This is a genomic window from Pseudomonas sp. LBUM1640 (assembly GCF_059716225.1).
Genome location: NZ_CP166816.1, coordinates 2393992 through 2419570, shown reverse-complemented (window position 1 = coordinate 2419570; position 25579 = coordinate 2393992). Strand labels below are relative to the sequence as shown.

Genomic DNA, 25579 nt, shown 5'->3' with positions numbered 1-25579 from the left:
CCACATAACCTTGTGGGAGCGGGCTCGCTCGCGAAGGCGGTGGGTCAGTCAGCATCTATCGTGCTGACACTAGCATGTTGGGTGCCAGTAAAAAGCGGCGTCCTTGCCGCAAAAACGGTTAAGCCAAAGGCACGCGGCGCGTGGTCAGCGCAGTGCGACCGACAAAGAAGCTCAAAACCGCGCCCAACAGCAACATGACCAAGGTGCTCCAAGCGGCGCGCGAGAGCTGTTTGGCAGCGACTTCACCTGCTTCACGGGCTTTCTGCTCAGCCTGCTGCTTGAGCTCATCGACCTTTTGCATGGCCTGCTGATAGGCCTGGGCATAGTTGTCGACGATCTGCGTAGCTTCTTCCTTGCTCTTGCCGGTACGGGCCGCAACGATGTTGACCAGCGCGTCTTTATCCGCCGCATTCAACGCAGGCTCACCCGAGGCCTTCACCCGATCAAACCACTGCTTGAGCTGATCACCCGCTTGGGCTGGGTTGGTCGCTGCATCCGTCGCCGTTTGCTTGCCGTCGGCGGCAGCCTGGTCGGTTTTTTGCTCGACGTTGGCCGGGTCCAGCTCAGGCTTGCCGCTTTGCTTGAGCAAGGTGTCGAGCTGGCCTTGCAGGCTGTTCCAGTCCAGGTGAATACCCTGCTCATCGAGCTGCTGCTTGACGCTGTCGCTGATGCCCGGCGCTGCAGCGGCGATGCCACTACCGGCAGCGGACAGGCCTTTGCCGACGACATTGCCTGCGGTGCCCACCACACTCGAAGCCAACGCCGCCAGCAGCCAGGTGGTGAACAGCGTGGTCAGCGTCCAGGTCAGTACGCCGTGCAGGCCGCCGCGATCCGGCGCCGTGCGCCCGGCCACGAAAGCCCCAACGGCAATGGCGACCAGCGTCGATACAAACAGCCAGATCCCGGCGCCCGTGCCGAAGCCTCGCAACGGGTTACCGGCTTCCATCGGGTTGACGGCACTCGCGCCGATGGCCGTGCCCAACACACTCAGCACCAGGTAGGTCACCAGGGCAATTGCACTACCGGCCAGCACAGAGCTCCAAGACACGCGAAACGGTGAACGGTTGGTTTCATAGACAGTGGTCATGATTAATCCTTTGAGTGATTGACCGTTTCAGTCTGGCGAGCGCCGCGACAGTCGTCCTCATTCAAATGCACCAGGCCATCTGGTGCATTCGTACCCCGTGCCGGGCAATTTCTCTGCACTATCCTGAAGCCCGAGTGTCGTAATTCCCATGCGCCCATCCCCCGGAGAGACCATGACCCAGGACGTTCTTGCTAAAGAAACCAACCGCCGCCAATTGCAGCAAATCATCTCCGGGCTGTCTGACGGCGTGATCCTGGCCGAGGTCGACCAGACCATCCTCTGGGCCAACGAAGCCGCGTTGACCATGCACGGGGTCAGCGAGGTCGAGGCACTCGGCGCCAATACTGCGGAATACGCCAAGCGTTTCGCCCTGCGCTATCGCAACAACCACCCTTTAGTGCTGGACAGCTACCCGCTCAGCCGGGTGGCAGCGGGCGAAGAATTCAGCGATGTGGTGGTAGAAGTCACCCCCACCGCCGATCAAGAGCGCAGCTGGGTCCACCGCTTGCGCAGCCTGGTGCTGACCGACGCGCAGGGTGAGCCCGAGCTGCTGGTGTTGATCCTCAGCGACGCCACCGAGTGGGCCAGCGCCGAGCAGCGCTTCGAGAAAACCTTCAACGCCAACCCGGCGCCGGCGGTGATCTGCCGCTTGAGCGACCTGCGCTACATCAAGGTCAACCAGGGCTTTTTGGAGATGACCGGCTACAACCGCGATCAGGTCATCGGCCGCTCGGTGTATGAACTGGATGTACTCGAACAGGCCGAGCGCAAGGACCTGGCCATCCAGCGCCTGGGCGAAGGCGCGACCATCCCGCAGATGCAGGCCGAGCTGCGCCTGCCCGAAGGCGGCAGCAAACTGGTGATCGTCGCGGGGCAGCCGTTGGACATGAACGAGGAAGACTGCATGCTGTTTTCCTTCACCGACCTAGAACCGCGGCGCAAAGCGGAAATTGCCTTGCGCCAAAGTGAAGAGCGCTTCGCCAAGTCCTTCCGCCTGACGCCGGTGCCGACCTTGGTGTGCAGCGCCGCCAACCGCCAGGTGGTGGATATCAACGAAGCCTTCATGAGCATTACCGGCTATATCAGTGAGGAACTGATCGGCAAAGCCATCGAAGACATCAATTTCATCGACAGCCCCACGGCCTGCGCGCAGCTGTTCGCCACCCTGGAAAAAGCCGGCAATCTCGATGGCCAGGACCTCAAGCTGCGTAAAAAAGGCAGCGAGGTGATCGACTGCGTGGTCTCCGCCGACACCGTGATCATCGAGGATGTGCCCTGTTACCTGCTGGTGATGATGAACATCACCGAGCGTAAACGCTCGGAGCTGGAACTGGTGGCGGCCATCGAGGAAGTGATGCAGGACGCCTCCTGGTTCAGCCAGACCCTGATCGAAAAACTCGCCAATGCCAAGAGCGTCAACAGCCCCAACCTGCCCAACGTAACCTTCACCGACCTCACGGCTCGCGAGCGTGATGTGCTGGGGTTGATCTGCGAAGGCCTGGCCGACAAGGAGATCGCCTCGCGCCTGAAACTGGCGCCCAACACCGTACGTAACCATGTGGCCACGGTGTACTCCAAGCTGGGGGTGCACAGCCGCAGCGCAGCCATCGTTTGGGCGCGTGAACGCGGGCTTTTTGCCGGTGAATTGCGGGTTAAAAGTAAGAAATAGAGTGCAAATGCACTAGTGCGACCAGTGCAAATTCGCCTTATTTGCGCATGACGCGGTGCTTAACCTTGAAGAGTGGGCACAGGGCCTAAGGCCCCGTGCCGAAATGATTTGATCTCTTGAAGGAATGCACGATGAAAAGCGAACAAGTCAAAGGCGCCGTCGAGAAAGTTGCCGGCAAGGCCCAGGGTTTTATCGGCGACCTGACCGGTGATGAGCAGTTGCAAGCCGAAGGGGTTGCCCGCCAGGCTGCCGGTCAACTGCAGCAAAGCTATGGTGACGCGCTGGATACTGTCAGTGATCTCGCCCGCAACAAGCCGCTGGCTACCGTTGCCGTCGTCGCCGGTGTCGGCCTGTTGGTGGGTCTGTTGCTGCGTCGTCGTTGAGGAGGCTCAGCCGCATGTTTACCCTCTCTCAATTGCGCAATTGCATCGAAGAAGGCCTGTCGCCGCTGACGTGCGAATTCACCCTGTGCCGGGATGCGTCCCTGACCCTCAAGGTCTTCGACGCCGAAACCGGCCGGGTCGACCTGGTGGTGACCGGGATCAGCACCAACCGGCTGCAGACCCCGCAGGAAGTGGAAAAAATGGTCGAAGAATTACGCTACGAACTGCAAAGCAACAATCTCGGCAAGAATATTGGCACGCTTACGCTGGATGATTTTCCTTCAGCGACGACCCAATGAGATAGAACACCCCGCCACCGACGATAAACGCCCCAAGCATGTAAAACAGGCTGTGGGCCGGCAGGCTGGCCAACACCAGCCCACACAACACCGGCCCCAACGCGGCGCCCAGGTTGGACAGGTTCTGCGCCCCGTAATACATGCCTCGCAAGTGGTTTGGGGCGATCCGGTCGATAAACATGTACTCGGCCGGGACCACGATGATCTCCCCCAGGGTAAACACCGCCATCGCCACCACCCACCACAGCACACTGGTGGCCAGTGCAAAACCAATCACCCCGAGCATGAACATGCCCAGGCCTGCGATCAGCCATGGGCTCAGGTAACGGTGCGAGATACGCCGGCCAATCACATATTGCAAAGCGATTACCAGCACAGCGTTGGTGGTGAGCACAGCGCTGATCACGGTGTAGGTATAGTCAGCGGTGGTGGTGGTCACCAGGAATTGCGACAGGTAGGCCGTGAACTGGCCGTACACCACTGCACTGAGCAAGCCGCCGACGGTAAAGCACACCAGGCGCTGATCACGCAGCAGCAAGCGGCCCACGGCGAGAAAAGCCACCGGTTTGTGCATGGCATCAACGGTGGTCAGCGTGCGGTCACCCCAGCGCCAGTACAGCAGGAAAAACCCTACCCCAAACAACGCCGAAAAAACAAATGGCAGACTGATGTCGAGCTTGGCCACCATCGCCCCAAAAAACGGGCCGACGGCATAGCCGATATTGGTCAGGGTGTACTTGATGGAGAACACTTCGCTGCGCGTGTCTTCGGGCAGCAGGCTGGCGAAACCGGCTTTGACCGCAATGTCGATGACAGCGTAAGCCAGGTTGATCAGGATCAGGCAGCTGTAGAACAGCCAGATATCATGCGCCACCACCGTGCCGACAAAGCCCAATACAAACAGCGCACTCAAGCCGAGCAGCAGCCGATAGCTGTTGATGCGATCGACCAGGAAGCCGCCGTACACGCTGAGCAATGAGCCGACAATCAATGAGCTGCCGATCACCAGCCCGACCTGGGTAATGTCGAGGCCGAAGTGATGGGTGAGGTAAATGACCAGGTACGGAAAGGTGATCGCCTTGGCCAGCGTCAGCAGCAACGTGGCCGATAGCAACAGGTTAACGCTGCGCGGGTAGTGTCTTATTGTGGCAAGCATCCTGCCCTCATGCTTTGAAGGTAACGCGACCTGTGTGGTCGGTTACCTTACCGCAAGAGCAGGTAAATAAACCGGTCATTTCTTGACAGGCGTGATCTCGAGAATGGTGCCGTTGGTGGTTTTGAGCAGCACAAACTTGTCACCCACACGCGCCCATTGGCTGTCTGCTTCCGGCTGCTTCAAACCGCGCTTTTTCCAGTCGCTGACCGCTGACTCCTTGCGCATCAGCATGTCCGGGGCGCGATCGCCTTCTTTCAGGTCACGGGTGTTGATGCTTGAAGGTTTTACGGTTTCTTGAGGGGTATCACCGGCCTGCACGACAAAACTGGCGGTGGACAGGCCGGCGGTGAGCAGCAGGCAAGCAGCTAGGGCTTTGGACTTCATGGGTGCTCCTTGAATGAATGGTGCGTACCCAGGTTCCGACCGCGGGCGCACGGAATCATTCAGCCCGCCTTCAGCTCACATCGAACCCCTGTGGCGAGGGAGCTTGCTCCCGCTGGGCTGCGCAGCAGCCCCAAAAGCCTCACCGCAAACGCCCTGAATGAATGCGGTGGATGGATTAGGGCAGCTTCGCTGCCCAGCGGGAGCAAGCTCCCTCGCCACAAAAGCCTTCTGGCTTTACAGCCAGGCAGCGTCCCAAAGTGGGTAGTCACCGATCTGTTCTACCAGCCCCGCACGCAGTGGATTGGCAATGATATAGCGCGCGATTTTTATAAGGTCTTCTTCAGCACGCGCCGCACGGTCATGGTAGCCGCTCTGCCAAAAAGCACCGTGCGTCCGACAGGCTCGATTGATGGCCAACGTGCTGCGCGACTTTACGCGCTTCATCACCTCGGGCAACGTCGCGTCTCTCAGCTCGAAAAGCCAATGGAAATGGTCCGGCATAATGACCCATGCCAGCGAACTGACCAGATCAAGCTCATGAACCTGCCTGAGTTCTGCAACCAGTAACCGCCCCAGGTGAAAGTTGGTAAAGACCGGGCGACGCTGGTAAACCACAGCGGTTACCAGATAGGCACGCCCTGACTGCGAATAACGACCCCGCCTGAGCAAATGAGAATTGGGCTTTTGAAGCAATCCATTGCTCCCTCGATTGAATGAATGATCCATTCAACGTAGCAGCCCACCACGACAATCCTGTTCGATACAGTTTCCCAATGTGTCCCCAACCCCCTGTGGCGAGGGAGCTTGCTCCCGCTGGGCTGCGCAGCAGCCCCAAAAAAGCTCACCGAGAACTGCCTGAAAGAATATGGGAAGTGAACCACAAGGGGTGTTACATAGCTGGCACCGGTGTGCCTTGATGGAACACCATTCGCCACTGCCCCTCTTCCTCTCGCCACACTGAACTGCGCAACGAATCCCCCACGCCTTCCCGGTGGCAGCGATACGTCACCAACGCGATACCTTCGCACAGCGTTTTCACCGCAAACTCAGTCATGTGGCGTGCGCAGAACGCCTCGTCCTGCAGCCCGGCAATCACCTCAGCCTTTCTGCCCCAGACATTGCCGCTGGCGCCAAACTCGACAAAATCATCTGCCAGCAAACGTGCAAGCTGCGCGGCATCGCTGCGTGTCGTGCTCTGCTGCAGCGCTTGCTCCAACGCAAACAAATGCGCTTGAAGATCCATCACCATTGCCTCCATGAAATTAATCCTGTAATTTTTCATGAAATTTCTTTATATAAATTTCATGAATCAACAAGAAGAACTCGACGTCCTCGCCGTGCTGATCCACGACCTGCGTAAGCACAAGAAGCTCACCCTGGCCCAACTCGCGCAAAAAATCGAGCGCTCGGTGGGTTTCCTCTCCCAGGTGGAGCGCGGCCTGTCGCGCCCGACCGTGGCCGACCTGACCGCCATCAGCCACGCCCTCGATGTGCCCACCACCTACTTCTACAGCCTGCCCAAACCCAAGGCGGTGGCCTGGGTCACTCGCCCCAACGAGCGGCGCACGGTGTATTACGCCAATGGCATCACCGACATCCTGGTCTCGCCAAGCATGAATGGCGCTTTTTCAATACTCGACAGCCTGCTCGCGCCCGGCGCCAACAGTGGCGAGCAAACCATGAGCGACCGCGCCGAACAGGCCGGTTTTGTGCTGGAGGGCGAGTTGACGCTGTGGGTTGAGGGGGAAGCCGACTCGGTCACCCTCGGCCCTGGCGACAGCTTCCACCTGGCCAGTTTCGCCCATTGCCGCTACGCCAACCTGACTGATCTGCCCGCCCGCGTGCTGTGGGTTTACAACTAGGAGCAACACCCGTGAAAAACCAGTCTTCCACGTTGCTGGCCGAAGTACGGACCTTTCGCCAGAACCACCCCGACGTGCGTTACGTCGACCTGATCGCCCTGGACATTCCCGGGCATTTCTACGGCAAGCGCTACCCGGTGGAGATGCTCGAAAAGGTCGCCGCGGGCAGCCCGTTGAAGCTGCCGCAAAACGCCGTGCTGCTCGGGGCGCAGGGCGGGCTGTTCAAGATTGGTGACTATTGCTTCCACGACGGCGACCCGGACGCCAACCGTCGCCTGGTGCCGGGCACGCTCAAGCCGGTGAGCTGGGAATCGCAACCGCTGGGGCAGATGCTGATCACCTCGGACGGCACCGAAGCACCTATCGAGTTCGAACCCCGCGAAGTGCTGGCCAAGGTGCTGGAGCGCTTGCAGCACAAGGGCATTCATCCGGTGGTGGCCTTTGAGCTGGAGTTTTACCTGTTCGATAAGAAGCTCGACAACGGCCTGCCGCAATTCGCCCGCGACCCACTGAGCGACGATGCAGATGACCAACCCAACCTGCATATCGAACGGTTGTCGCGCTTTTGCGAGGTGCTCGACGACATGGCGCAAACCGCCAAGGACCAGGGCATCGACATCACGGTGATCACCGCCGAGCTCGGCCCCGGCCAGTTCGAAATCAACTTCGGCCACCTCGAAGACGGCCTGCGCGCCGCCGACTGGGCCGCCCTGTTCTGCCGCAGCACGCGTGGCGTGGCACTCAAGCATGGTTACCGCGCCAGCTTCATGGCCAAGCCGTACCTGCAATTTCCCGGCAGCGGCATGCATGTGCATGTCAGCCTTTACGACGCGGCGGGCAATAATTTGCTCGCCGCGCACCAGCAGCAACCGCTGCGCCACGCCGTGGCCGGCTGCCTGGAACTGCTGCCGCATTGCATGCCGATCTTCTCGCCCAACCACAATGCCTTCCGCCGCCTGGGTGGCACGGTCAACGCGGCAACCCGCGCCAGCTGGGGCTTTGAGGATCGCGATGCGTGCGTGCGCATCCCCGAGTCCGACCCGCGAAACCTGCGCATCGAACACCGCCTGGCCAGTGCGGATGCGAACCCGTACCTGGTGCTGGCGGCGATCCTGGCCGGACTTGAGCATGGCCTTGAAGCCAAGCAAGAACCCATCGCGCCATTGAATGAAGACCGCCTCAGCGGCAGCGACTTCCCCCTGGAAATGCTCGACGCGGTGCGCGCCATGCAACATCAGCCGGTAGTGCGCGATAAGCTGGGCGCCGAATTTATCGACGTGTATTGCGAGAACAAACGCCAGGATCACCTGGCCTTTCAACAAGAGATCAACGCGCGGGAATACCGCTGGTTTCTCTAACGCCCTGGAACCACCGATGACCGAGCAAAGCGCCCCTGCCCTCAAGGAAATCTTCAACATCGAACGCCTGCAGCACATCGGCGCCCAGATGTCGGCGGTGTACCCCGCGTTCGACGCCAAGGGCTTTCTCAAGCACGCCAAGGTCGGGCTTGCCCAGTTGTCGGTGATGCAGCGCATGGCGCGGGTCAGCGAAAGCCTGCATGCCGTGATCGCGCTGGATTACGCGCAAACCCTCAAGCTGCTCTACGCCCTGGCACCGCGCCTGAACAGCGCGTTTGTCAGCCTGTTCCTGCCGCACTACGTGGCAAGTTACGGCCAGGGTGATTTCAAGCGCTCCATGGCCGCGCTCAAATACTTCACCACCTTTGGCTCCGCCGAATTCGCCATCCGGCACTTCCTGTTGCACGACTTCGAACGCACCCTGGCGGTCATGCAGCAATGGTCGCTGGATGCCAACGAACACGTGCGCCGCCTGGCCAGCGAAGGCTCGCGCCCTCGCCTGCCCTGGTCCTTTCGCCTGGCCGACGTGCAGGCCAACCCCGAGCTGTGCGCATCCATCCTCGACAACCTCAAGGCCGACAGCAGCCTGTACGTGCGCAAGTCGGTGGCCAACCACCTCAATGACATCACCAAGGACCACCCGGACTGGGTGCTCAGCCTGATCGAAGGCTGGCACCTGGATAACCCACACACCGCCTGGATCGCCCGCCATGCGCTGCGCAGCCTGATCAAGCAAGGCAACACCCGCGCGCTGACCATCATGGGCGCCGGGGCCAAGGCCGAGGTGAAGATTCATCACCTGACCGTCACGCCGGCCGTGATCAACCTGGGCGAACGCATCAGCCTGTCCTTCAGCCTCGAATCCACCGCCGCCGCCCCGCAAAAACTGGTGGTGGACTACGCCATCGACTACGTAAAAAGCGCCGGTCACAGTGCGGCCAAAGTGTTCAAGCTCAAAGCCTTCACCTTGGGTGCGGGCGAGCATCAGAACCTTCGGCGCGAACAACATATTCGTGAGCTGACCACCCGCAAGCACTACCCCGGTAAGCATTGGGTGCATGTATTGGTCAACGGCGAAAAGCTCGCCAGCGCCGAATTTGAACTGCGAAATTGACGACGAATAACTAAGAAAAGTCCTCTAGCTCGGCCCTCACAGGTCAATTATTTTCTAAAGCGATTCCATCTTCCGTCGTTACGGTTCATAACGCCCGGCGTTTTTCAGTACCCGTCAGGTAGCAGTTTCAATGTATTCCGCGAGGCCCGCATGTACCGTTTCTCTTTTCACCGCCCCTTAATTGCCATCAGTCTGGGGCTTGTTACCCATTCCGTCAGCGCCGCGCTGCAACCCATCGCCGAAGCCCCGCTGGCCAGCGACACCGAGCTGCAATGTCACTTTAACGCCGACGCCAGCACCGACTGCACCACCCTCCAGCACTACACGATCCTCAAGCCCAATGGCCGCGAAATGCTCTCGCGCATCGACTTCGATTACTCCGAAGGCGACACCTTCGAGGTGATCAGCGCGCAATCCATCCAGCCGGGGGCCAAACCGGTTGCTCTGGGCGCCGCGCAAATTGACACACGCACGGCACCTAACCCTGACCATGGCTTCAGCCGCGACAAACAGACCTCACTGGCCTTCCCGAACCTGCGCGTGGGCACACAGATTCGCTACACCGTGCGCGAACATCGCGCCGCCAAACCGCTGGTCACCCAGTTTCACTACGCGCTCAAGTTCGGCCCCAGCGCGCTCCGTCGCGACCACTTCAAGGCACGCTTTACCGCCGAAAGGCCGATCCAGTGGCGTAGCGAGCTGTTCGACGGGTTCACCGTGACGCCATCGGCCGGCGGCAAGACCCTGGATGTGGTGCAAAAAGCCCCGACCTACCTCAACTACATCAACGAAGCTACCAACGGCGCCCTGTTGCACGCGCCACGCCTCGAAGTAGGCAGCAGCTTGGACCGCCAGGCGTATTTCGGTGACTTCGCCCAGCGCTACAACCAGATTCTAGGCGCCAGCCTGCCGGCGCAAAGTGCTGCTGCGGTGGCTGCAGCACGCAGCTTGCCGCCGGCCGAACAGGTCGCCGCGTTAATGCAGCATATCAACGATCACTACCGCTACCTGGGCGACTGGCGCGCCACGGAGCGCGGCTATGTGCCGTTCAACCTGGCCGAAATCGAACAGCATGGCTACGGCGACTGCAAGGACCTGGCGATCCTGCTGACCGCGATGCTCAAGGCCAGTGGTATCAAGGCCGAAACGGCATGGGTCAGCCGTGGGGAATGGGTGCAGTCGTTGCTGATCCCCGGCACGAACGCGCCGAACCACGCCATCGTGCGTGCCGAAGTGGGCGGCCAGGTCTGGTGGCTCGACCCCACCAACCCTGTGTTCGCCCCAGGGCAGACCATGACGGACATCCAGGACCGCTGGGCGCTGGTCAATGACGCCAACAGCCAGGTGCGCGAAGAACACATCCCACTGGAACGCCCCGAAACCGTCCTGCGCCTGGACAAAAAGGTGCATTTCGACAAGCACGGCAAGGGTGCGGTCCAGGCTACCCTCACCTTCAGCCGCCTGCCGCTGATGCGATTGAGCGTCGCCGACCGCCAGCAAGGCACCACCGCGACTGACAAGGACATCTGCGCCAACTTCGGTGACGATATCAGCGACTGCCTTGTCACCCGCCAGCCCACCGCCTTTGTCGTGCACGACGGCTACACCGTCACCGCACAGCTGAACGACCAGCGCGCACTGGAAAAACTGGCGAATGACTACGTCTACACCGACCAATCGTTGAAGGCCCAATGGGACGGTTTCATCAATTACCGCCGCCACGGGCAGCAGGCCGACCTGTACATGGGCAACCCCCAAACCACCGACTACACCTACACACTCACTGGCGGGCAGATGGAAAAAGCCATCCCCGGCTGCCAGGTGCGCTCGCCTTGGTACGACATGGACCTGGAAGGCCAGCGCACCGATGGCGAGCTGCGCTATCACTATCGCCTGAGCCAGAAAAAGCATTGGCTGACCCATGCTGAAATCGCCAGTGAGGCGTTTGGAAAAATGATTGAAGCAGCACGGGCGTGTGCCGAGCAGGTGCATCAAGTGGTGAAGCTTTAAGGTGAGTGGGCCCGCTTTGGTCCTGTAAACGCAGGCTATGCCGTGGTTGTCGCGGGACGCCTAAGACCAAGATCAAAAGCAGAGCACGACGGCCTGGTAGCCGACCTACCGATGGCGGCGTACCCGTTGATGCATTGGGTGACTGACTCACCGCATTCGCGAGCAAGTCGAATCGTCGCACCGCCCCTCCCACATTTGGAGCTCAGCACATCAGGTAGATGTGTGTACTCGGTCAAATGTGTGCACTCGGTCAAAGGTGGGAGCTGGCTTGCCTGCGATGGCATCAACTGTGTCTAACTGATGTACCGAGGTGTCTGCATCGCAGCGGTTCGGCGGTCCGACAAGCCAGCTCCCACAGAAAAGCAGATCTGCCTTTGCCCTGTTTTTGCTGTGCTGTTGCCCTGCTTTTGCTTCAACCACTCAGGTCGGCTACTAGGCCGCCGTGCTGTAGATTTTGATCTTGATCTGACAGGCCCCGTTAACCACGATGGCCGAACGCAGGCTTGAATCCGTGGGTAACCCGGCAGGACGCCGGGTTAGCCGCGCTGGGCCAAGGATGGCCCATCGCGGCGGCCCACGGATTCAAGCCGGAGTGCGGGCATGCCGAGCCTAGGCGAGGCACCGAGTGGTGGGGCAAAGCGTTTTTTGGTTACTTTTTTAGGCGTTTGTAAAAAAGTGACCCGCTGTAAGAGCGGAACCCTAAGCCGCCGTGACCGCAGCAACGGATATGTACTCAACCTACCTAAACACAGTTGGATTCGCCGAGCAGCAACGGTTGCTCACGCGCGCACAACTCGACCACGTAATCCCACAACACCCGCAGCCGCACCGACTTGTGCAGCTCCCGGCGCGAACTGATCCAGTAGCTGCGCTCAATCCCCTCCCCCGGCAGCAACGCCACCAGATCCGGATCACCCGCCGCCATAAAGCACGGCAACACCGCAATCCCCAACCCCGAGCGCGCCGCCTGGTGCTGGGCGATCACGCTGGTGCTGTGGAACACCACCTTGGGGTTGCGGCAGAAGCTGCTGAGGAATTTGAGTTCCTGGCTGAACAGCAAGTCATCCACGTAATCGATCCACGAATGAACAGCCAGGTCTTCGCGTTTTTCGATGGGTGGATTGCGGTCCAGGTAAGCGCGGCTGGCGTAGAGCGCCAGGCGGTAATCGGTGAGTTTGCGCGTGACAAGCTGGTCGACGCTGGGGCGTTCGAGGTGGATGCTGATTTCCGCTTCGCGGTTGAGGATGCTGACGAAGCGCGGCACGGCCACCAGTTCCACCTCCAGCCCTGGATACCGGTCGAACAACCCGCCCATGCGACTGGCAAGGAACATCACGCCCAGACCTTCGGCCACACCGAGGCGAATCTTGCCCAGGGGCGCGGCGGAATGGGTAAGTTCGTCTTCGGCCAACAGCGCGACGTTTTCCATGGCTTCGGCGTGTTTGAGCAGGGCTTCGCCAGAGGGCGTCAGCTCGTAGCCCTGGGCGTGCTGCACAAACAACGCGGTGCCAAGGCTTTTTTCGATGGCCTCGATGTGCCGAGCCACGGTGGCATGCGTGGTTTTCAGGCGCTGCGCGGCGGTGAGCAGGCGGCCACTGCGTTGCAACTCAAGAAAAAACCGCAGGTCATTCCAGTCGAACATGTCGCCCCTCTCCCTTGGACATAAGTGCTTTCTGATGCCTGACCCGGCCCCTGTGGCAAGCGAGCTTGTGGTGGCCAACGAGCTTTTTGTGGCGAGCGAGCTTGCTCGCGCTGGGGTGCGTAGCAGCCCCAATAGCTACACCGCGTTTTACCGGCCCCACCGCGTTCACTTTGATGGGGCCGCTTCGCGGCCCAGCGCGAGCAAGCTCGCTCGCCACAGGGGGCTCTATTCATTTCATTTTTGTATGGCGCTGTTTAAAAACGCACAGCAGCTGGGTAAAAACTAACATTTTTAAGACGAAAACTAACAACTAGGATGGGGCCAATAAGAAAAACAAGCGAGACCTCAGATGCCCATTGCAGCTGCTGAATACGATTACGTGGTAGTAGGCGCCGGCCCCGCAGGCTGCCTGCTGGCCAATCGACTGTCCGCCAACCCCGCCCACCGCGTGCTGCTGCTCGAAGCCGGTGGCCGCGACAACTATCCCTGGATCCACATCCCCGTCGGCTACCTGTTCTGCATCGGTAACCCACGCACCGACTGGTGCTTCAAGACCGAAGCCCAGGAAGGCCTGCAAGGCCGTGCGTTGAGTTACCCACGCGGTAAAGTGCTGGGCGGTTGCTCGTCGATCAACGGCATGATCTATATGCGCGGCCAAGCTCAGGATTACGACGGCTGGGCGGCCGAGGGCAACCCGGGCTGGGCGTGGAAAGACGTACTGGCGTTGTTCAAGCAAAGCGAAAACCACTTTGCCGGTGGCTCGGAATTCCACAGTGACGGCGGCGAGTGGCGCGTTGAGCAACAGCGGCTGCATTGGCCGATCCTGGATGCCTTTCGCGATGCGGCGGCGCAAAGCGGTATCGCGCCGATCAGCGACTTTAACCAGGGCGATAACGAAGGCTGCGGCTACTTCCAGGTCAACCAGAAAGCCGGGGTGCGCTGGAACGCGGCCAAGGCGTTTCTCAAGCCGATCCGCCAGCGGCCCAATCTCACCGTGCTGACCGACGTGGAAGTCGACCGCGTGCTGCTGGAAAACGGCCGCGCTTGGGCAGTGGTCGGGCGCCAGCATGGCCAACAAATGAGCTGGAAGGCACGCAAAGAGATCGTACTGTGCGCCGGCTCCGTGGGCTCGCCGGGCATCCTGCAACGCTCAGGCATCGGCCCCTCCAACGTGCTCAAGCCGTTGGGTATCGATGTGCTGCACGAACTGCCGGGCGTGGGCGGCAACCTGCAGGATCACCTGCAATTGCGGCTGATCTACAAGCTGGAAAACGCACGCACCCTGAACCAGATCGCCGGCACCGTGTGGGGCAAGATGGGCATGGGCCTGCGCTACTTGTATGACCGCAGCGGCCCGCTGTCGATGGCGCCCAGCCAGCTCGGTGCCTTCGCTCGCTCCGGCCCGGAACAGACCTCGGCCAACCTTGAATACCATGTGCAACCGCTGTCCCTGGAGCGATTTGGCGAACCGCTGCATGCGTTCCCGGCGTTTACCGCGTCGGTGTGCGACCTGCGTCCGCAAAGCCGTGGCCGTATCGACATTCGTTCGGCCAACCCGGCAGATGCGCCATTGATTCGGCCCAATTACCTCAGCCATCCGGAAGATCTACGGGTGGCAGCTGACGCGATCCGCCTGACGCGCCGCATTGTTGCCGCGCCAGCCTTGAGCCAATTCAAACCGGTGGAATACCTGCCGGGCGACTCACTGCAAACCGAGGCGCAACTGCACGAAGCCGCCGCGCGTATCGGCACGACGATTTTCCATCCGGTGGGCACCTGTCGCATGGGCAACGACAAAGACGCCGTGGTCGACGCCCAACTGCGTGTGCATGGCGTGCCGGGCCTGCGCATCGCCGACGCCTCGGTGATGCCGCGCATCACGTCCGGCAACACCTGCTCACCTACACTGATGATTGCGGAGAAAGCTGCGCAGTTGATCCTTTCGCCGAACACAAGGAGCCTCGCCCCGCAAAAAGAAACGGTTCATGCAATCTGAATAGCGGCGCCGCACCCGGCGCCGACAGTGGAACAACAATAAATAATCACTGTGAGGGTTACCCGATGTCAGAACATGCTCAACCCCTGGGCTCGGCAGTCAGCGCGAGCACCGGTAGCGAATCAAGGAAAGTCATCTTCGCCTCGTCCCTGGGGACGGTGTTCGAGTGGTATGACTTTTTCCTCTACGGCGCCTTGGCGGCGGTGATCAGCAAGCAATTTTTCGCCGGGGTCAACGACACCACGGCGTTTATCTTTGCCCTGATGGCCTTTGCGGCCGGCTTTGTCGTGCGCCCGTTCGGCGCGCTGGTGTTTGGCCGCCTGGGCGACATGATCGGGCGCAAGTACACCTTTCTCGTCACCATCATCCTGATGGGCGTGGCGACGTTCTGTGTCGGGCTGCTGCCGACCTACGCCAGCATCGGCATTGCGGCACCGGTCATCCTGATCGTGCTGCGCATGCTGCAAGGCTTGGCGTTGGGCGGTGAATACGGCGGCGCAGCCACTTACGTGGCCGAGCACGCGCCGGCCGGTAAACGCGGCTTGCACACCAGCTGGATTCAATCCACCGCCACCCTCGGCCTGCTGCTGTCGTTGCTGGTGGTGCTGGCCTGCCGTTACTTCACCGGCGACCAGTTCGAAGTGTGGGGCTGGCGGATTCCTTTCCTGTTCTCCATCGTGCTGCTGGGCATTTCCACCTGGATCCGCATGAGCCTGCATGAGTCGCCCGCGTTCCTGAAAATGAAAGAGGAAGGCAAGGCCAGCAAGTCGCCGATCCGCGAGTCTTTTGGCAAATGGGAAAACCTCAAGGTGGTGCTGATCGCGCTGTTCAGCATCAATGGCGGGCAAGCGGTGACCTTCTACGCGGCGCAATTCTATGTGCTGTTCTTCCTCACCCAGTTCCTGAAGATGGACCCGGCCCTGGCCAACATGCTGCTGATAATCAGCGTGGTGATCGGCGCGCCATTCTTTATCCTGTTTGGCTGGCTGTCGGACAAGGTTGGCCGCAAACCAGTGCTGATGCTCGGTTTGCTGCTCGCTACGGCGCTGTACTTCCCGATCTTCAAGGGCTTGGCGCACTACACCAACCCGGCGATGGACCAGGCCAGCCATCAGGCCCCGATTACCGTGCTGGCAGATCCGGCCACGTGCACCTTCCAGTTCGACCCAGTGGGCAAGGCGCGTTTTGACAGCCCGTGCGACAAGGTCAAGACTTTCCTGGTCAAGCAAGGCCTGCCCTACAGCAGCAGCGCCGCGCCAGCAGGCAGCCCGGTGCAAGTGAGCGTGGGTGATGTGCGTATTGACGGCTTCGACGAAGCCGCCCTGCGCGGCGCCGTGACCCTGGCCGGCTACCCGAGTTCGGCGGATGTGGCTCAGGTCAACAAAGTCATGGTGGTGGTGCTGATCGTGGTGCTGATCCTGATCGCCGCCATGTGCTACGGCCCGCTGGCGGCGTTGATGGTGGAACTGTTCCCGACGCGTATCCGCTACACCTCGATGTCGCTGCCCTACCACATTGGTAATGGCTGGTTTGGCGGGTTCCTGCCCACCGTGTCGTTTGCCTTGGTGGTGTACACCGGCGATATTTTCTACGGCCTGTGGTATCCGGTGGTGGTGACCGGGGTGAGTTTGATTGTGGGGTTGTTCTGCCTCAAAGAAACGCGGCATGTGGATATCAATAACAACTGATCGTCTGCGGGAGGGCGTTGCTTGCTCCCTCCCACAGCTAGGTTTGGGTCAACCACACAAATTGCTGTACATCCATACAGATAATGGTTGCTCAAATCCTTCTGACTAAGCATCCTGCAAGGCATCAACCCAACCTGATGTGATGACCATGCGGCTGTACCTCTGTGAAAAACCCTCCCAGGCCAAGGATATCGCGGCCGTGCTCGGCGCCAGCCGACGCGGCGACGGTTGCTGGGTAGGTAATGGGGTCACAGTCACCTGGTGCATTGGCCACCTGCTTGAAACCGCCCCGCCCGATGCTTATGACGCCAAATACAAGCGCTGGGTGCTGGCCGACCTGCCGATCGTCCCGGAAAAATGGAAGATGCTGGTCAAGCCCAAGACCGCCAGCCAGTACAAAGCCGTAAAACGTTTGCTGGGAGAGGCCCAGGAACTGGTGATCGCCACCGACGCCGACCGTGAGGGCGAGATGATTGCCCGTGAACTGGTGGAGCATTGCCGCTATCGGGGGCCGATCCAAAGGTTGTGGCTGTCGGCGCTGGATGACGCCTCCATTCGCAAGGCCCTGGCTGCGCTCAAACCAGGCGCCGAAACCTTCAGCCTGTATCACTCGGCCCTGGGTCGCTCGCGCGCCGACTGGCTGATCGGCATGAACATGAGCCGTTTGTTCACCTTGCTCGGGCGCCAATCGGGCTATCAAGGCGTGCTGCCGGTGGGCCGGGTACAAACGCCGACCCTGCGCCTGGTGGTGGACCGCGACCGCAGCATTGCCGATTTTGTGCCGGTGGCTTACTGGGCCATTGATGTGGACCTGCGCCACGAGCGCATGACCTTCACCGCTCAATGGCGCGCGGCGGATGACGCCTGTGACGACCAGGGTCGTTGCCTTAACCCACAACTGGCGAGGGACGCGGCCGACGCCATGCGCAACGCTGCCACGGCGCGGCTGGTTAAGCTGCGTACCGAGCGCATGCGCGAGGTGGCGCCCCTGCCCTTCGACCTTGGCACCCTGCAGGAAATCTGCTCCAAGAAGCTGGGGCTCGGTGCCCAGGAAACCCTGGATATCGCCCAGTCACTCTATGAAACCCACAAGGCCATCACCTACCCGCGCAGCGATTGCGGCTACCTGCCGTTAAGCCAGCACGGTGACGCGCCGAAAATCCTGGCCGCGCTGGGCCGCGCGGATCAAGCGGTCAATGAGCTGATGCCGCATATCGACCCCCAACGACGCTCGCGGGCGTGGAACGACGCCAAGGTCAGCGCGCACCACGGCATCATTCCCACCGGCGCGGGCAAGGATGTCACGCAGCTCATCGGCAAGCATCGTGCGGTCTACACCCTGATTCGTGCGCGTTACCTGGCGCAGTTCCTGCCCAACCATGAATACGATCGCACCCAGGCCGATTTCGACTGTGCAGGCCAAGCCTTGCGCGCCGTCGGTAAGGTTGTGATCGAGCCAGGCTGGAAACGCGCCCTGCCCGAGGCGCTGGCCCCCGCCAAAGGCCTTGAGGCACCTGCGCCACAAGCCCTGCCAACGCTGGTGCAGGGCCAGGATTACGCGGTGGCCAAGGTCAACCTCAAGGACCTGTGGACCCAGCCGCCCAAGCCGTTCACCGAAGGCGACCTGATCAAGGCGATGAAAAACGTCGCCAAGCTGGTGGAAGACCCCCTGCTCAAGCAAAAGCTCAAGGACACCACCGGCATCGGCACCGAGGCCACCCGCGCCGGAATTATCCAGGGGCTGCTGGACCGTGGTTACCTGGTCAAAAACGGTAAGGCACTCTCGGCCACTCCAGCCGCGTTCAGCCTGATCGACGCAGTGCCTCGAGCCATTGCCGACCCGGGCACCACTGCGATCTGGGAACAGGCGCTGGACATGGTGCAAAGCGGTGAAATGAGCCTTGAGGAGTTCGTCGCCAAGCAGGCGGCGTGGATGAGCAAACAAGTGGCGCGCTGCAATGGCATGCGCATGACCATCACCGGCCCGGCCAGCCCGGCAGGCCGAGGCGCCACACCGTGGAAAAAGAAACGCAAGACGGCGCCACGCAAGACAACCGCCAACACCACGCGGGTGAAAAAGCCGACAAAAGCTGGATAAACGTCAAAAAAATCCGGCAAATGACGCTTTTCGACGGGTTTAACGCCGCTTTGGACCTTGCAGCACTGTAGGCCGTCTAGGATTCTGTAAGGATCCGCTGACTTCCTAACAACAACACCGGAGTGGCCGCCATGAAAACCGTCGCACAAGTGCTCAAAGCCAAGGACCAGAAAAACCAGGACGTCCACACCATCAAGTCACACCAGACAGTGATGGAGGCATTGATCCAGATGGCAGCCAAAAACGTCGGGGCCTTGCCGGTCGTGGACGAAGGCAATGTGGTGGGGGTGATCAGCGAACGGGACTACGCACGCAAGCTGATCCTCAAGGGCCGCTCTTCCGCGACCACCGCCGTCAGTGAAATCATGAGTTCGCCGGTAATCACTGTCGACAAGCACCAGAGTGTCGAAAAGTGCATGAACATCATGACGGACGGTCACCTGCGCCACCTGCCGGTGGTCGAAGATGGCAAGCTGATCGGCCTGCTGTCCATTGGTGACTTGGTGAAAGAAGCCATTGCCGAACAGGCTGACCTGATCAAGCAACTGGAGCAGTACATCCGCGGCGAATAGGGGAACCCATGCTCGACACGCTGGAACATCAAGAGGACTACCTCGACACCCTGTACCGGGCGATGGCTGAAAGGCGCTTTGTGGTGTTGACCGGTGCAGGCATCAGTACATCGTCGGGCATCCCGGATTATCGCGACAGCGAAGGCGTGCGTCGGGGCAAGGCGCCAATGATGTACCAGGAATTCCTGGCCACCCCACAAGCGCGACGCCGTTATTGGGCACGGGCGATGCTGGGTTGGCCACGGGTGCGCGTCGCGCAGCCGAACAAGGCCCACCTGGCACTGGCCACGTTGCAGCAACGCGGGCGCATCAATGGGCTGATCACGCAAAACGTCGATACGCTGCATGACCAGGCCGGTAGCCATGATGTGATCGAGCTGCATGGCAGCCTGCACCGCGTGCTGTGCCTCGATTGTCAGCAGCGTTGCGAGCGCGATGTGATCCAGCGGGCGATGGAAGATCAGAACCCCTACCTGGCCGGCGTCGATGCCGTACAAGCACCCGATGGCGATACGTTGCTCGATCCTGCCTTTGAAGAACGCTTTCAAGTCCCCCACTGCCCGCACTGCAACGGCGAACGGCTGAAACCCGACGTGGTGTTTTTTGGTGAGAACGTCGCCCAAGAAACGGCCGCCAAGGCAATGGCTGCGGTGCAGCAAGCAGAGGGCTTGCTGGTGGTAGGCTCCTCGCTGATGGCCTATTCCGCGTTTCGCCTGTGCAAGGCGATGGTGGAACAAGGTAAGCCGGTGATTGCCATCAACCTGGGTAAAACGCGCGGGGACGAACTGTTGCAGGTGAAGATCGAGGCCTCGTGCGAGCGATTGTTGCCCTTGCTGGTCGAGCGACTGGGATAGCGACACACCGCCAATCAATAGGTAGGAACTGGCTTATGTGGGAGCGGGCTTGCTCGCGCCCACAGGTTTCCCGGCTGAATTGAGGACCGCGCCCCTTCGACCCACCGCACAAAAAATGACGCCCAAGTCACGTTTTTCCGCATTCTCCCGCCCCCACTACGATTTATGTAGTGCTATAAAAAAATCACTACATAACCGTTGACGTAACCTTTTTACCCTTGCATTATCGAGACGTCTCCCGGATCGGGAGCGTTGGTAACAAGCGTTTTGAACAAGCTCGTCTGACCGCCGAGCTGTTTTTCCCGGATGTGCACTGCCCACAAGGCAGATTGATGAAGCTGACCGGCCCGCAAGGATCGGTACAAGGCGCTCAAACGCTGCTTGTCTTCGTTATGAAACCATTGCGTAGCAGTTCATCAGCAAGACTACATGCATCAGGTTCAAGACCCTGCCCGTATTCGGCAGACAGTCACTGACGCCCGATTTTCGAAGCCGCAGACATAAGCAGTTTTAACGGAATCAACTGATAGATCGCCAACTGGTCAAGGGGCTTACATTATGAATCTGAACAACCAACCCACTATCGATGAATTGGCTGAGATGTTCGCAGCGCAGAAAGACACACTCGACGACCATATCCTGTGGGTAGGCAAATCGGGCGAAGTCCAAATTGACTGCCTGGCGCCCCACACCGAAGAAGCCGAGTTCGACCGTAATCACCGTGAACTGGCAGCGCGCCTGAAGATGTACCGCCGCGGCCAGGGTTATGTCGGCAAGAAAGCGGCGGCCGATCGTAACTTTATCGAGCAGGTCTTCCACACACTTAATACCGAATGGCAGAACCTCAAAGGCCAGTCGCAGGTTAAAGTGATTGATCGTTACTGCTGATCATTGCGCAGTAAACATTTAAGCCCGCTTGTTTATTCAAGCGGGCTTTTTAATATGCAGTTCTAATTAACCTTATATCAACGCGGGAAACCGGCCCTTCCCTGCTTCATCGCGGAAAATATCAAACAACACCTGCGCTGCCGCCGACAGCTCATGCCCGGGTTTGGTCAGCACCCCAATCGGGCGCTCGATCACCGGGTCACTCAAGGTGATGCACTGGGCACCCGCCTCCTCCATCTGTCTTGCGCACAATGCCGGTACAGCGCTGACGCCCAGACCACTGGCGACCATCTTGCCCACCGTTGCCAACTGGTGGCTTTCCAGCGCCACCGGCAATTTCATCTGCAAGGCGCCCAAGTGTTCCTCCAGCATCACCCTTACCGTGGAGGGCCGCTGCAAGGTAATAAACGGCTGTTCCAACAAGGTTTGCCAGTCGATTTCGCTGCGCTGGGCCAAAGGTGAATCACCCGGCACCACCGCAATGAACCGGTCCAGGTACAACGGGGTGAACGCCAGCGACGAACCTTCGGACGGCTCGAACGCCACGCCCAACTCCACCTGCCGGTCACGCACCATCTCCAGCACTTGCTCGTTGATCAGGTCATGCACCGTCACGTTCACCTGAGGGTAACGCGCGCGGAATATCTTCAGGATTGGCGGCAGCAAGTTGCCCGCAAACGATGGCATCGCGGCTACCGTGACACGCCCCCGCTGCAGGGTGAAGCGCTGGCGCAGTTCATCCTCGGCATTGTCCCAATCGGCGATCAAGCGACGCGCCAATGGCAGCAACGACTCACCTTCAGGCGTCAGCGCGACATTGCGCGTATTACGGCTGAACAGGCGACCGCCCAGCCCTTCCTCCAGCCCCTTGATGGTCAGGCTCAGCGCCGACTGGGAAAGGTGCAGGCGCTCGCAGGCAGCGGCGAAACTAAGGCTCTGGGCCACGGCGAGAAAGGCACGCATCTGTTTAACGGTCATGAGGCTGCTCCGGAGGACGGGTCGACTATGCTGTTTTCTAAATCAATCAACCTTAAAAAACAACTTAACAAATCAATCCGTCGGCGCAACACTCAAGTCATTGGCTGGCCCACAAACAATAAAAGAGGTGCATATGGCAGGTTTCGATAAACGCGTGGCGTCCTATGAAGAAGCGCTGGCAGGCCTGGAAGACGGCATGACCGTGCTCTCCGGAGGCTTTGGCTTGTGCGGCATTCCGGAAAACCTCATTGCCGAGATCAAGCGCAAAGGCACCCGCGACCTGACCGTGGTTTCCAACAATTGCGGCGTCGACGGTTTCGGCCTGGGCGTGCTGCTGGAAGAAAAACAGATCAGCAAAGTGATCGCGTCCTACGTCGGTGAAAACGCCCTGTTCGAAAAGCAACTGCTCAGCGGCGAAATTGAAGTGGTGCTGACCCCCCAAGGCACCCTGGCGGAAAAAATGCGCGCAGGCGGTGCCGGCATTCCGGCCTTCTTCACCGCCACCGGCGTCGGCACCCCCGTCGCTGAAGGCAAGGAAACCCGCGAGTTCAACGGCCGCCCGTATCTGATGGAAGAATCCATCACCGGCGACTTCGCTATCGTCAAAGGCTGGAAGGCCGACCACTTCGGTAACGTCATCTACCGCCATACCGCCCAGAACTTCAATCCGTTGGCCGCCACCGCGGGCAAGATCACCGTGGTCGAAGTTGAAGAAATCGTCGAACCGGGCGAGCTGGACCCGGCGCATATCCATACCCCAGGGATTTACGTCGACCGGATCATCTGCGGCACCTTCGAAAAGCGCATCGAACAGCGCACCGTCCGCAAATAATCCGCCAGCCCAAATAATAAGGAGACAACACATGGCCCTTACCCGCGAACAAATGGCTCAACGCGTCGCCCGCGAAATGCAGGACGGTTTCTACGTGAACCTCGGCATTGGCATTCCGACCCTGGTGGCAAACTACATCCCCGAAGGCATGGAAGTGATGCTGCAATCGGAAAACGGCCTGCTCGGCATGGGCCCGTTTCCGACCGAAGAAACCATCGATGCCGACATGATCAACGCCGGCAAACAGACCGTGACCGCGCGTATCGGCGCCTCGATCTTCTCCTCTGCCGAGTCCTTCGCGATGATTCGCGGCGGCCACGTCGACCTCACCGTGCTCGGCGCATTTGAGGTGGACGTACACGGCAACATCGCCTCGTGGATGATCCCCGGCAAGCTGGTCAAGGGCATGGGCGGCGCGATGGACTTGGTAGCCGGTGCAGAAAACATCATCGTGATCATGACCCACGCGTCCAAGGACGGTGAGTCCAAGTTGCTCAGCCAATGCAGCCTGCCGCTGACCGGCGCCAAGTGCATCAAGCGTGTATTGACTGACCTTGCTTACCTTGAAATCGAAAATGGCGCTTTTGTCCTCAAGGAACGCGCACCTGGCGTCAGCGTTGAAGAGATTGTGAGCAAGACCGCCGGTAAACTGATCGTCCCGGACCACGTTCCAGAAATGCACTTCCAGTGAGGACAGATTCCATGCAAGACGTCGTGATTGTTGCTGCCACCCGCACCGCCGTGGGCAGCTTTCAAGGTTCGCTGGCCAGTATCCCGGCGCCGGAGCTGGGTGCGGCTGTGATCCGTCGCCTGCTGGAGCAGACCGGCCTGGACCCGGCCCAAGTGGATGAAGTGATCCTCGGCCAGGTGCTCACCGCAGGCAGCGGCCAGAACCCCGCGCGCCAGGCGTCGATCCTCGCCGGCCTGCCCCACGCCGTGCCAGCCTTGACCCTGAACAAGGTCTGCGGTTCGGGCCTCAAGGCCCTGCACCTGGGCGCCCAGGCCATCCGTTGCGGCGACGCGCAGGTGATCATCGCCGGTGGCATGGAGAACATGAGCCTGGCGCCGTACGTATTGCCCGCCGCGCGCACCGGTTTACGCATGGGCCACGCCAAGATGATCGACAGCATGATCACCGACGGCCTGTGGGATGCGTTCAATGACTACCACATGGGTATTACCGCCGAGAACCTGGTGGACAAGTACGGCATCAGCCGTGAAGCCCAGGACGCTTTCGCCGCCGCCTCCCAGCAGAAAGCTGCTGCCGCGATTGAAGCGGGTCGGTTTGTCGATGAAATCACGCCGATCCTGATTCCTCAGCGCAAGGGCGACCCGGTAGCCTTCGCCGTGGACGAACAGCCACGCGCCGGCACCACCGCCGAGTCACTGGCCAAACTCAAACCCGCCTTCAAGAAAGACGGCAGCGTCACCGCCGGTAACGCCTCCAGCCTCAATGACGGTGCCGCCGCCGTGTTGCTGATGAGCGCCGACAAGGCCCGGGCCCTCGGCCTGCCCGTTTTGGCACGTATCGCCGGCTACGCCAATGCCGGCGTTGACCCGGCCATCATGGGTATCGGCCCGGTATCGGCGACCCGCCGCTGCCTGGACAAAGCCGGCTGGAGCTTGGGTGATCTGGACCTGATCGAAGCCAACGAAGCCTTCGCCGCGCAATCCTTGGCGGTGGGCAAAGAGCTGGAGTGGGACGCCGATAAAGTCAACGTCAATGGCGGCGCCATCGCCATCGGCCACCCGATCGGCGCATCAGGCTGCCGCGTACTGGTGACCTTGCTGCATGAAATGATCAAGCGCGATGCCAAGAAAGGCCTGGCGACGCTGTGCATCGGTGGCGGCCAAGGCGTAGCCCTCGCCCTCGAACGCAGCTGATTCACAGAGCAACGTTTAAAAGGTCCGTTGTGGTGAGGGAGCTTGCTCCCGTTGGGCTGCGCAGCGGCCCCTTTGATAAGAGCAACATGAGAACAGGCCCGATTCCACGAAAAATCGGGCCTTTTCTTTTTGCACGGTAGCCCTGAAAAACCACAGACCAACTGTGGGAGCGGGCTTGCTCGCGAAAGCGGTGTGTCAGTCGATAGACGCTTCACTGACACTCTGCTTTCGCGAGCAAGCCCGCTCCCACATTAGATCTGTATTGTCACTCCGAGCGAGGCACCGCAAACACCGCATTCGCCCGCGCCACCACCTTCTCGCCCACCTGCAAGCTCACCGTGGCAAACGCCATCTGCCGCCCCCGCTTGTGATGTTCCAGACGCACCACAATCCACTCCCCTACCTGCACCGCCCCCAGGTAGTCCAAAGTCATGCTCGCAGTAATCAACGGCAACGGCGGCTCACTGGAAAACGCCATCGCATAACCCATGCCGATATCCGCCAGAGTCGCCAATACCCCGCCATGCACCGTGCCCCGCCCATTCGCGTGACGGTTGTCGGCGCGCAGGCCGATTTCCAGCTGCAGGCCTTCGCCCCGGCAATACGCCGGGCCTAACAAATCAAGAAGCGGGCTACTGCGTGGCAGCGAAACGAATCCTTCGGGCACAGCGTGGGCGATCATGGCGAGTTCTTCCCAGGAGTCAGGCTTGAGGTGTACGCCAGCCCCTACTTGAGGGCCATCACCATCAGCCACGCAAATCCCATGGGATGCTTTGCGTAAATCCGCCAGACCCGCTTTAATCGCGGTCAATTTCCCCTGTACCC

Annotated in this window: 24 protein-coding genes; 16 read left to right on the top strand and 8 right to left on the bottom strand. The window is 60.3% G+C overall.

The window, feature by feature from the left end:
• Positions 1 to 118: 118 nt before the first annotated feature.
• A complete protein-coding gene (locus ACA065_RS10950; RefSeq protein ID WP_497694505.1) occupies positions 119 to 1087 on the bottom strand; it encodes a hypothetical protein in 969 nt (322 codons plus the stop codon).
• Between the two features lie 172 nt (positions 1088 to 1259).
• Between ACA065_RS10950 and ACA065_RS10945 the strand changes: the two genes are divergently transcribed.
• From ACA065_RS10945 to ACA065_RS10935, 3 genes are all read left to right on the top strand, one after another.
• Positions 1260 to 2756, top strand: a complete 1497-nt coding sequence (locus ACA065_RS10945) for a PAS domain S-box protein (RefSeq protein WP_497694504.1) — start codon at positions 1260 to 1262, stop codon at positions 2754 to 2756.
• Positions 2757 to 2887: 131 nt separating this feature from the next.
• The gene (locus ACA065_RS10940) at positions 2888 to 3139 is read left to right on the top strand and encodes a CsbD family protein (RefSeq protein WP_497694503.1); all 252 of its coding nucleotides are present in this window, start codon (positions 2888 to 2890) and stop codon (positions 3137 to 3139) included.
• 14 nt (positions 3140 to 3153) lie between these two features.
• Positions 3154 to 3438, top strand: a complete 285-nt coding sequence (locus ACA065_RS10935; RefSeq protein WP_497694502.1) for a DUF1652 domain-containing protein — start codon at positions 3154 to 3156, stop codon at positions 3436 to 3438.
• Here ACA065_RS10935 and ACA065_RS10930 read toward each other — a convergent pair.
• The 4 genes from ACA065_RS10930 to ACA065_RS10915 form a co-directional block, all read right to left on the bottom strand.
• Positions 3401 to 4594 (bottom strand): MFS transporter, encoded by a 1194-nt coding sequence (locus ACA065_RS10930; protein WP_497694501.1) that lies wholly within the window; start codon positions 4592 to 4594, stop codon positions 3401 to 3403. The genes ACA065_RS10935 and ACA065_RS10930 overlap by 38 nt on opposite strands.
• A gap of 75 nt (positions 4595 to 4669) precedes the next feature.
• Positions 4670 to 4978 (bottom strand): RcnB family protein, encoded by a 309-nt coding sequence (locus ACA065_RS10925; RefSeq protein ID WP_497694500.1) that lies wholly within the window; start codon positions 4976 to 4978, stop codon positions 4670 to 4672.
• 234 nt (positions 4979 to 5212) lie between these two features.
• Positions 5213 to 5671: an REP-associated tyrosine transposase gene (locus ACA065_RS10920; protein ID WP_497694499.1), complete on the bottom strand. Its 459-nt coding sequence runs from the start codon at positions 5669 to 5671 to the stop codon at positions 5213 to 5215.
• A gap of 196 nt (positions 5672 to 5867) precedes the next feature.
• Positions 5868 to 6221, bottom strand: coding sequence for a nuclear transport factor 2 family protein (locus ACA065_RS10915; protein ID WP_497694498.1), 354 nt, complete (start codon positions 6219 to 6221; stop codon positions 5868 to 5870).
• A gap of 61 nt (positions 6222 to 6282) precedes the next feature.
• Here ACA065_RS10915 and ACA065_RS10910 point away from each other — a divergent pair, with 61 nt between their 5' ends.
• The 4 genes from ACA065_RS10910 (at position 6283) to ACA065_RS10895 (ending at position 11322) form a co-directional block, all read left to right on the top strand.
• The gene (locus ACA065_RS10910; RefSeq protein WP_497694497.1) at positions 6283 to 6840 is read left to right on the top strand and encodes a helix-turn-helix domain-containing protein; all 558 of its coding nucleotides are present in this window, start codon (positions 6283 to 6285) and stop codon (positions 6838 to 6840) included.
• Between the two features lie 11 nt (positions 6841 to 6851).
• Positions 6852 to 8198 (top strand): glutamine synthetase family protein, encoded by a 1347-nt coding sequence (locus ACA065_RS10905; RefSeq protein ID WP_497694496.1) that lies wholly within the window; start codon positions 6852 to 6854, stop codon positions 8196 to 8198.
• A gap of 16 nt (positions 8199 to 8214) precedes the next feature.
• Complete coding sequence (locus tag ACA065_RS10900; protein ID WP_497694495.1) at positions 8215 to 9312, top strand: DNA alkylation repair protein; 1098 nt, start codon at positions 8215 to 8217, stop codon at positions 9310 to 9312.
• Positions 9313 to 9462: 150 nt separating this feature from the next.
• Complete coding sequence (locus tag ACA065_RS10895) at positions 9463 to 11322, top strand: DUF3857 domain-containing transglutaminase family protein (protein WP_497694494.1); 1860 nt, start codon at positions 9463 to 9465, stop codon at positions 11320 to 11322.
• 742 nt (positions 11323 to 12064) lie between these two features.
• Here ACA065_RS10895 and ACA065_RS10890 read toward each other — a convergent pair.
• On the bottom strand, positions 12065 to 12964 hold the full coding sequence (locus ACA065_RS10890; protein ID WP_497694493.1) for a LysR family transcriptional regulator: 900 nt from the start codon (positions 12962 to 12964) through the stop codon (positions 12065 to 12067).
• 349 nt (positions 12965 to 13313) lie between these two features.
• Here ACA065_RS10890 and ACA065_RS10885 point away from each other — a divergent pair, with 349 nt between their 5' ends.
• The 6 genes from ACA065_RS10885 to ACA065_RS10860 all read left to right on the top strand — a co-directional run bounded on the left by ACA065_RS10885 (position 13314) and on the right by ACA065_RS10860 (position 21060).
• Entirely contained in the window at positions 13314 to 14960 is a 1647-nt protein-coding gene (locus ACA065_RS10885; protein WP_497694492.1) for a GMC family oxidoreductase, read from the top strand.
• A gap of 65 nt (positions 14961 to 15025) precedes the next feature.
• Positions 15026 to 16648: an MFS transporter gene (locus tag ACA065_RS10880; protein ID WP_497694491.1), complete on the top strand. Its 1623-nt coding sequence runs from the start codon at positions 15026 to 15028 to the stop codon at positions 16646 to 16648.
• A 148-nt stretch (positions 16649 to 16796) separates the two neighbouring features.
• On the top strand, positions 16797 to 18746 hold the full coding sequence (locus ACA065_RS10875; protein WP_497694490.1) for a DNA topoisomerase III: 1950 nt from the start codon (positions 16797 to 16799) through the stop codon (positions 18744 to 18746).
• Between the two features lie 131 nt (positions 18747 to 18877).
• Complete coding sequence (locus ACA065_RS10870; protein ID WP_497694489.1) at positions 18878 to 19318, top strand: CBS domain-containing protein; 441 nt, start codon at positions 18878 to 18880, stop codon at positions 19316 to 19318.
• 8 nt (positions 19319 to 19326) lie between these two features.
• On the top strand, positions 19327 to 20172 hold the full coding sequence (locus ACA065_RS10865; protein WP_497694488.1) for an NAD-dependent protein deacetylase: 846 nt from the start codon (positions 19327 to 19329) through the stop codon (positions 20170 to 20172).
• A gap of 558 nt (positions 20173 to 20730) precedes the next feature.
• Complete coding sequence (locus ACA065_RS10860; RefSeq protein WP_497694487.1) at positions 20731 to 21060, top strand: hypothetical protein; 330 nt, start codon at positions 20731 to 20733, stop codon at positions 21058 to 21060.
• A gap of 72 nt (positions 21061 to 21132) precedes the next feature.
• On the opposite strand, the gene ACA065_RS10855 is transcribed toward ACA065_RS10860, so the two are convergent.
• The gene (locus ACA065_RS10855; RefSeq protein WP_497694486.1) at positions 21133 to 22038 is read right to left on the bottom strand and encodes a LysR family transcriptional regulator; all 906 of its coding nucleotides are present in this window, start codon (positions 22036 to 22038) and stop codon (positions 21133 to 21135) included.
• Positions 22039 to 22171: 133 nt separating this feature from the next.
• Here ACA065_RS10855 and ACA065_RS10850 point away from each other — a divergent pair, with 133 nt between their 5' ends.
• The 3 genes from ACA065_RS10850 to ACA065_RS10840 are packed head-to-tail and all read left to right on the top strand — an operon-like array spanning position 22172 to position 24754.
• Positions 22172 to 22870 (top strand): CoA transferase subunit A, encoded by a 699-nt coding sequence (locus ACA065_RS10850; protein ID WP_395608183.1) that lies wholly within the window; start codon positions 22172 to 22174, stop codon positions 22868 to 22870.
• 31 nt (positions 22871 to 22901) lie between these two features.
• Positions 22902 to 23561 carry a CoA transferase subunit B gene (locus tag ACA065_RS10845; RefSeq protein WP_053255447.1) on the top strand — a complete coding sequence of 220 codons (660 nt, stop codon included), beginning with the start codon at positions 22902 to 22904 and terminating at the stop codon, positions 23559 to 23561.
• 11 nt (positions 23562 to 23572) lie between these two features.
• Positions 23573 to 24754 (top strand): acetyl-CoA C-acetyltransferase, encoded by a 1182-nt coding sequence (locus ACA065_RS10840; protein ID WP_497694485.1) that lies wholly within the window; start codon positions 23573 to 23575, stop codon positions 24752 to 24754.
• A 265-nt stretch (positions 24755 to 25019) separates the two neighbouring features.
• On the opposite strand, the gene ACA065_RS10835 is transcribed toward ACA065_RS10840, so the two are convergent.
• Positions 25020 to 25436, bottom strand: a complete 417-nt coding sequence (locus ACA065_RS10835; protein WP_497694484.1) for a PaaI family thioesterase — start codon at positions 25434 to 25436, stop codon at positions 25020 to 25022.
• Positions 25437 to 25579 lie beyond the last annotated feature (143 nt).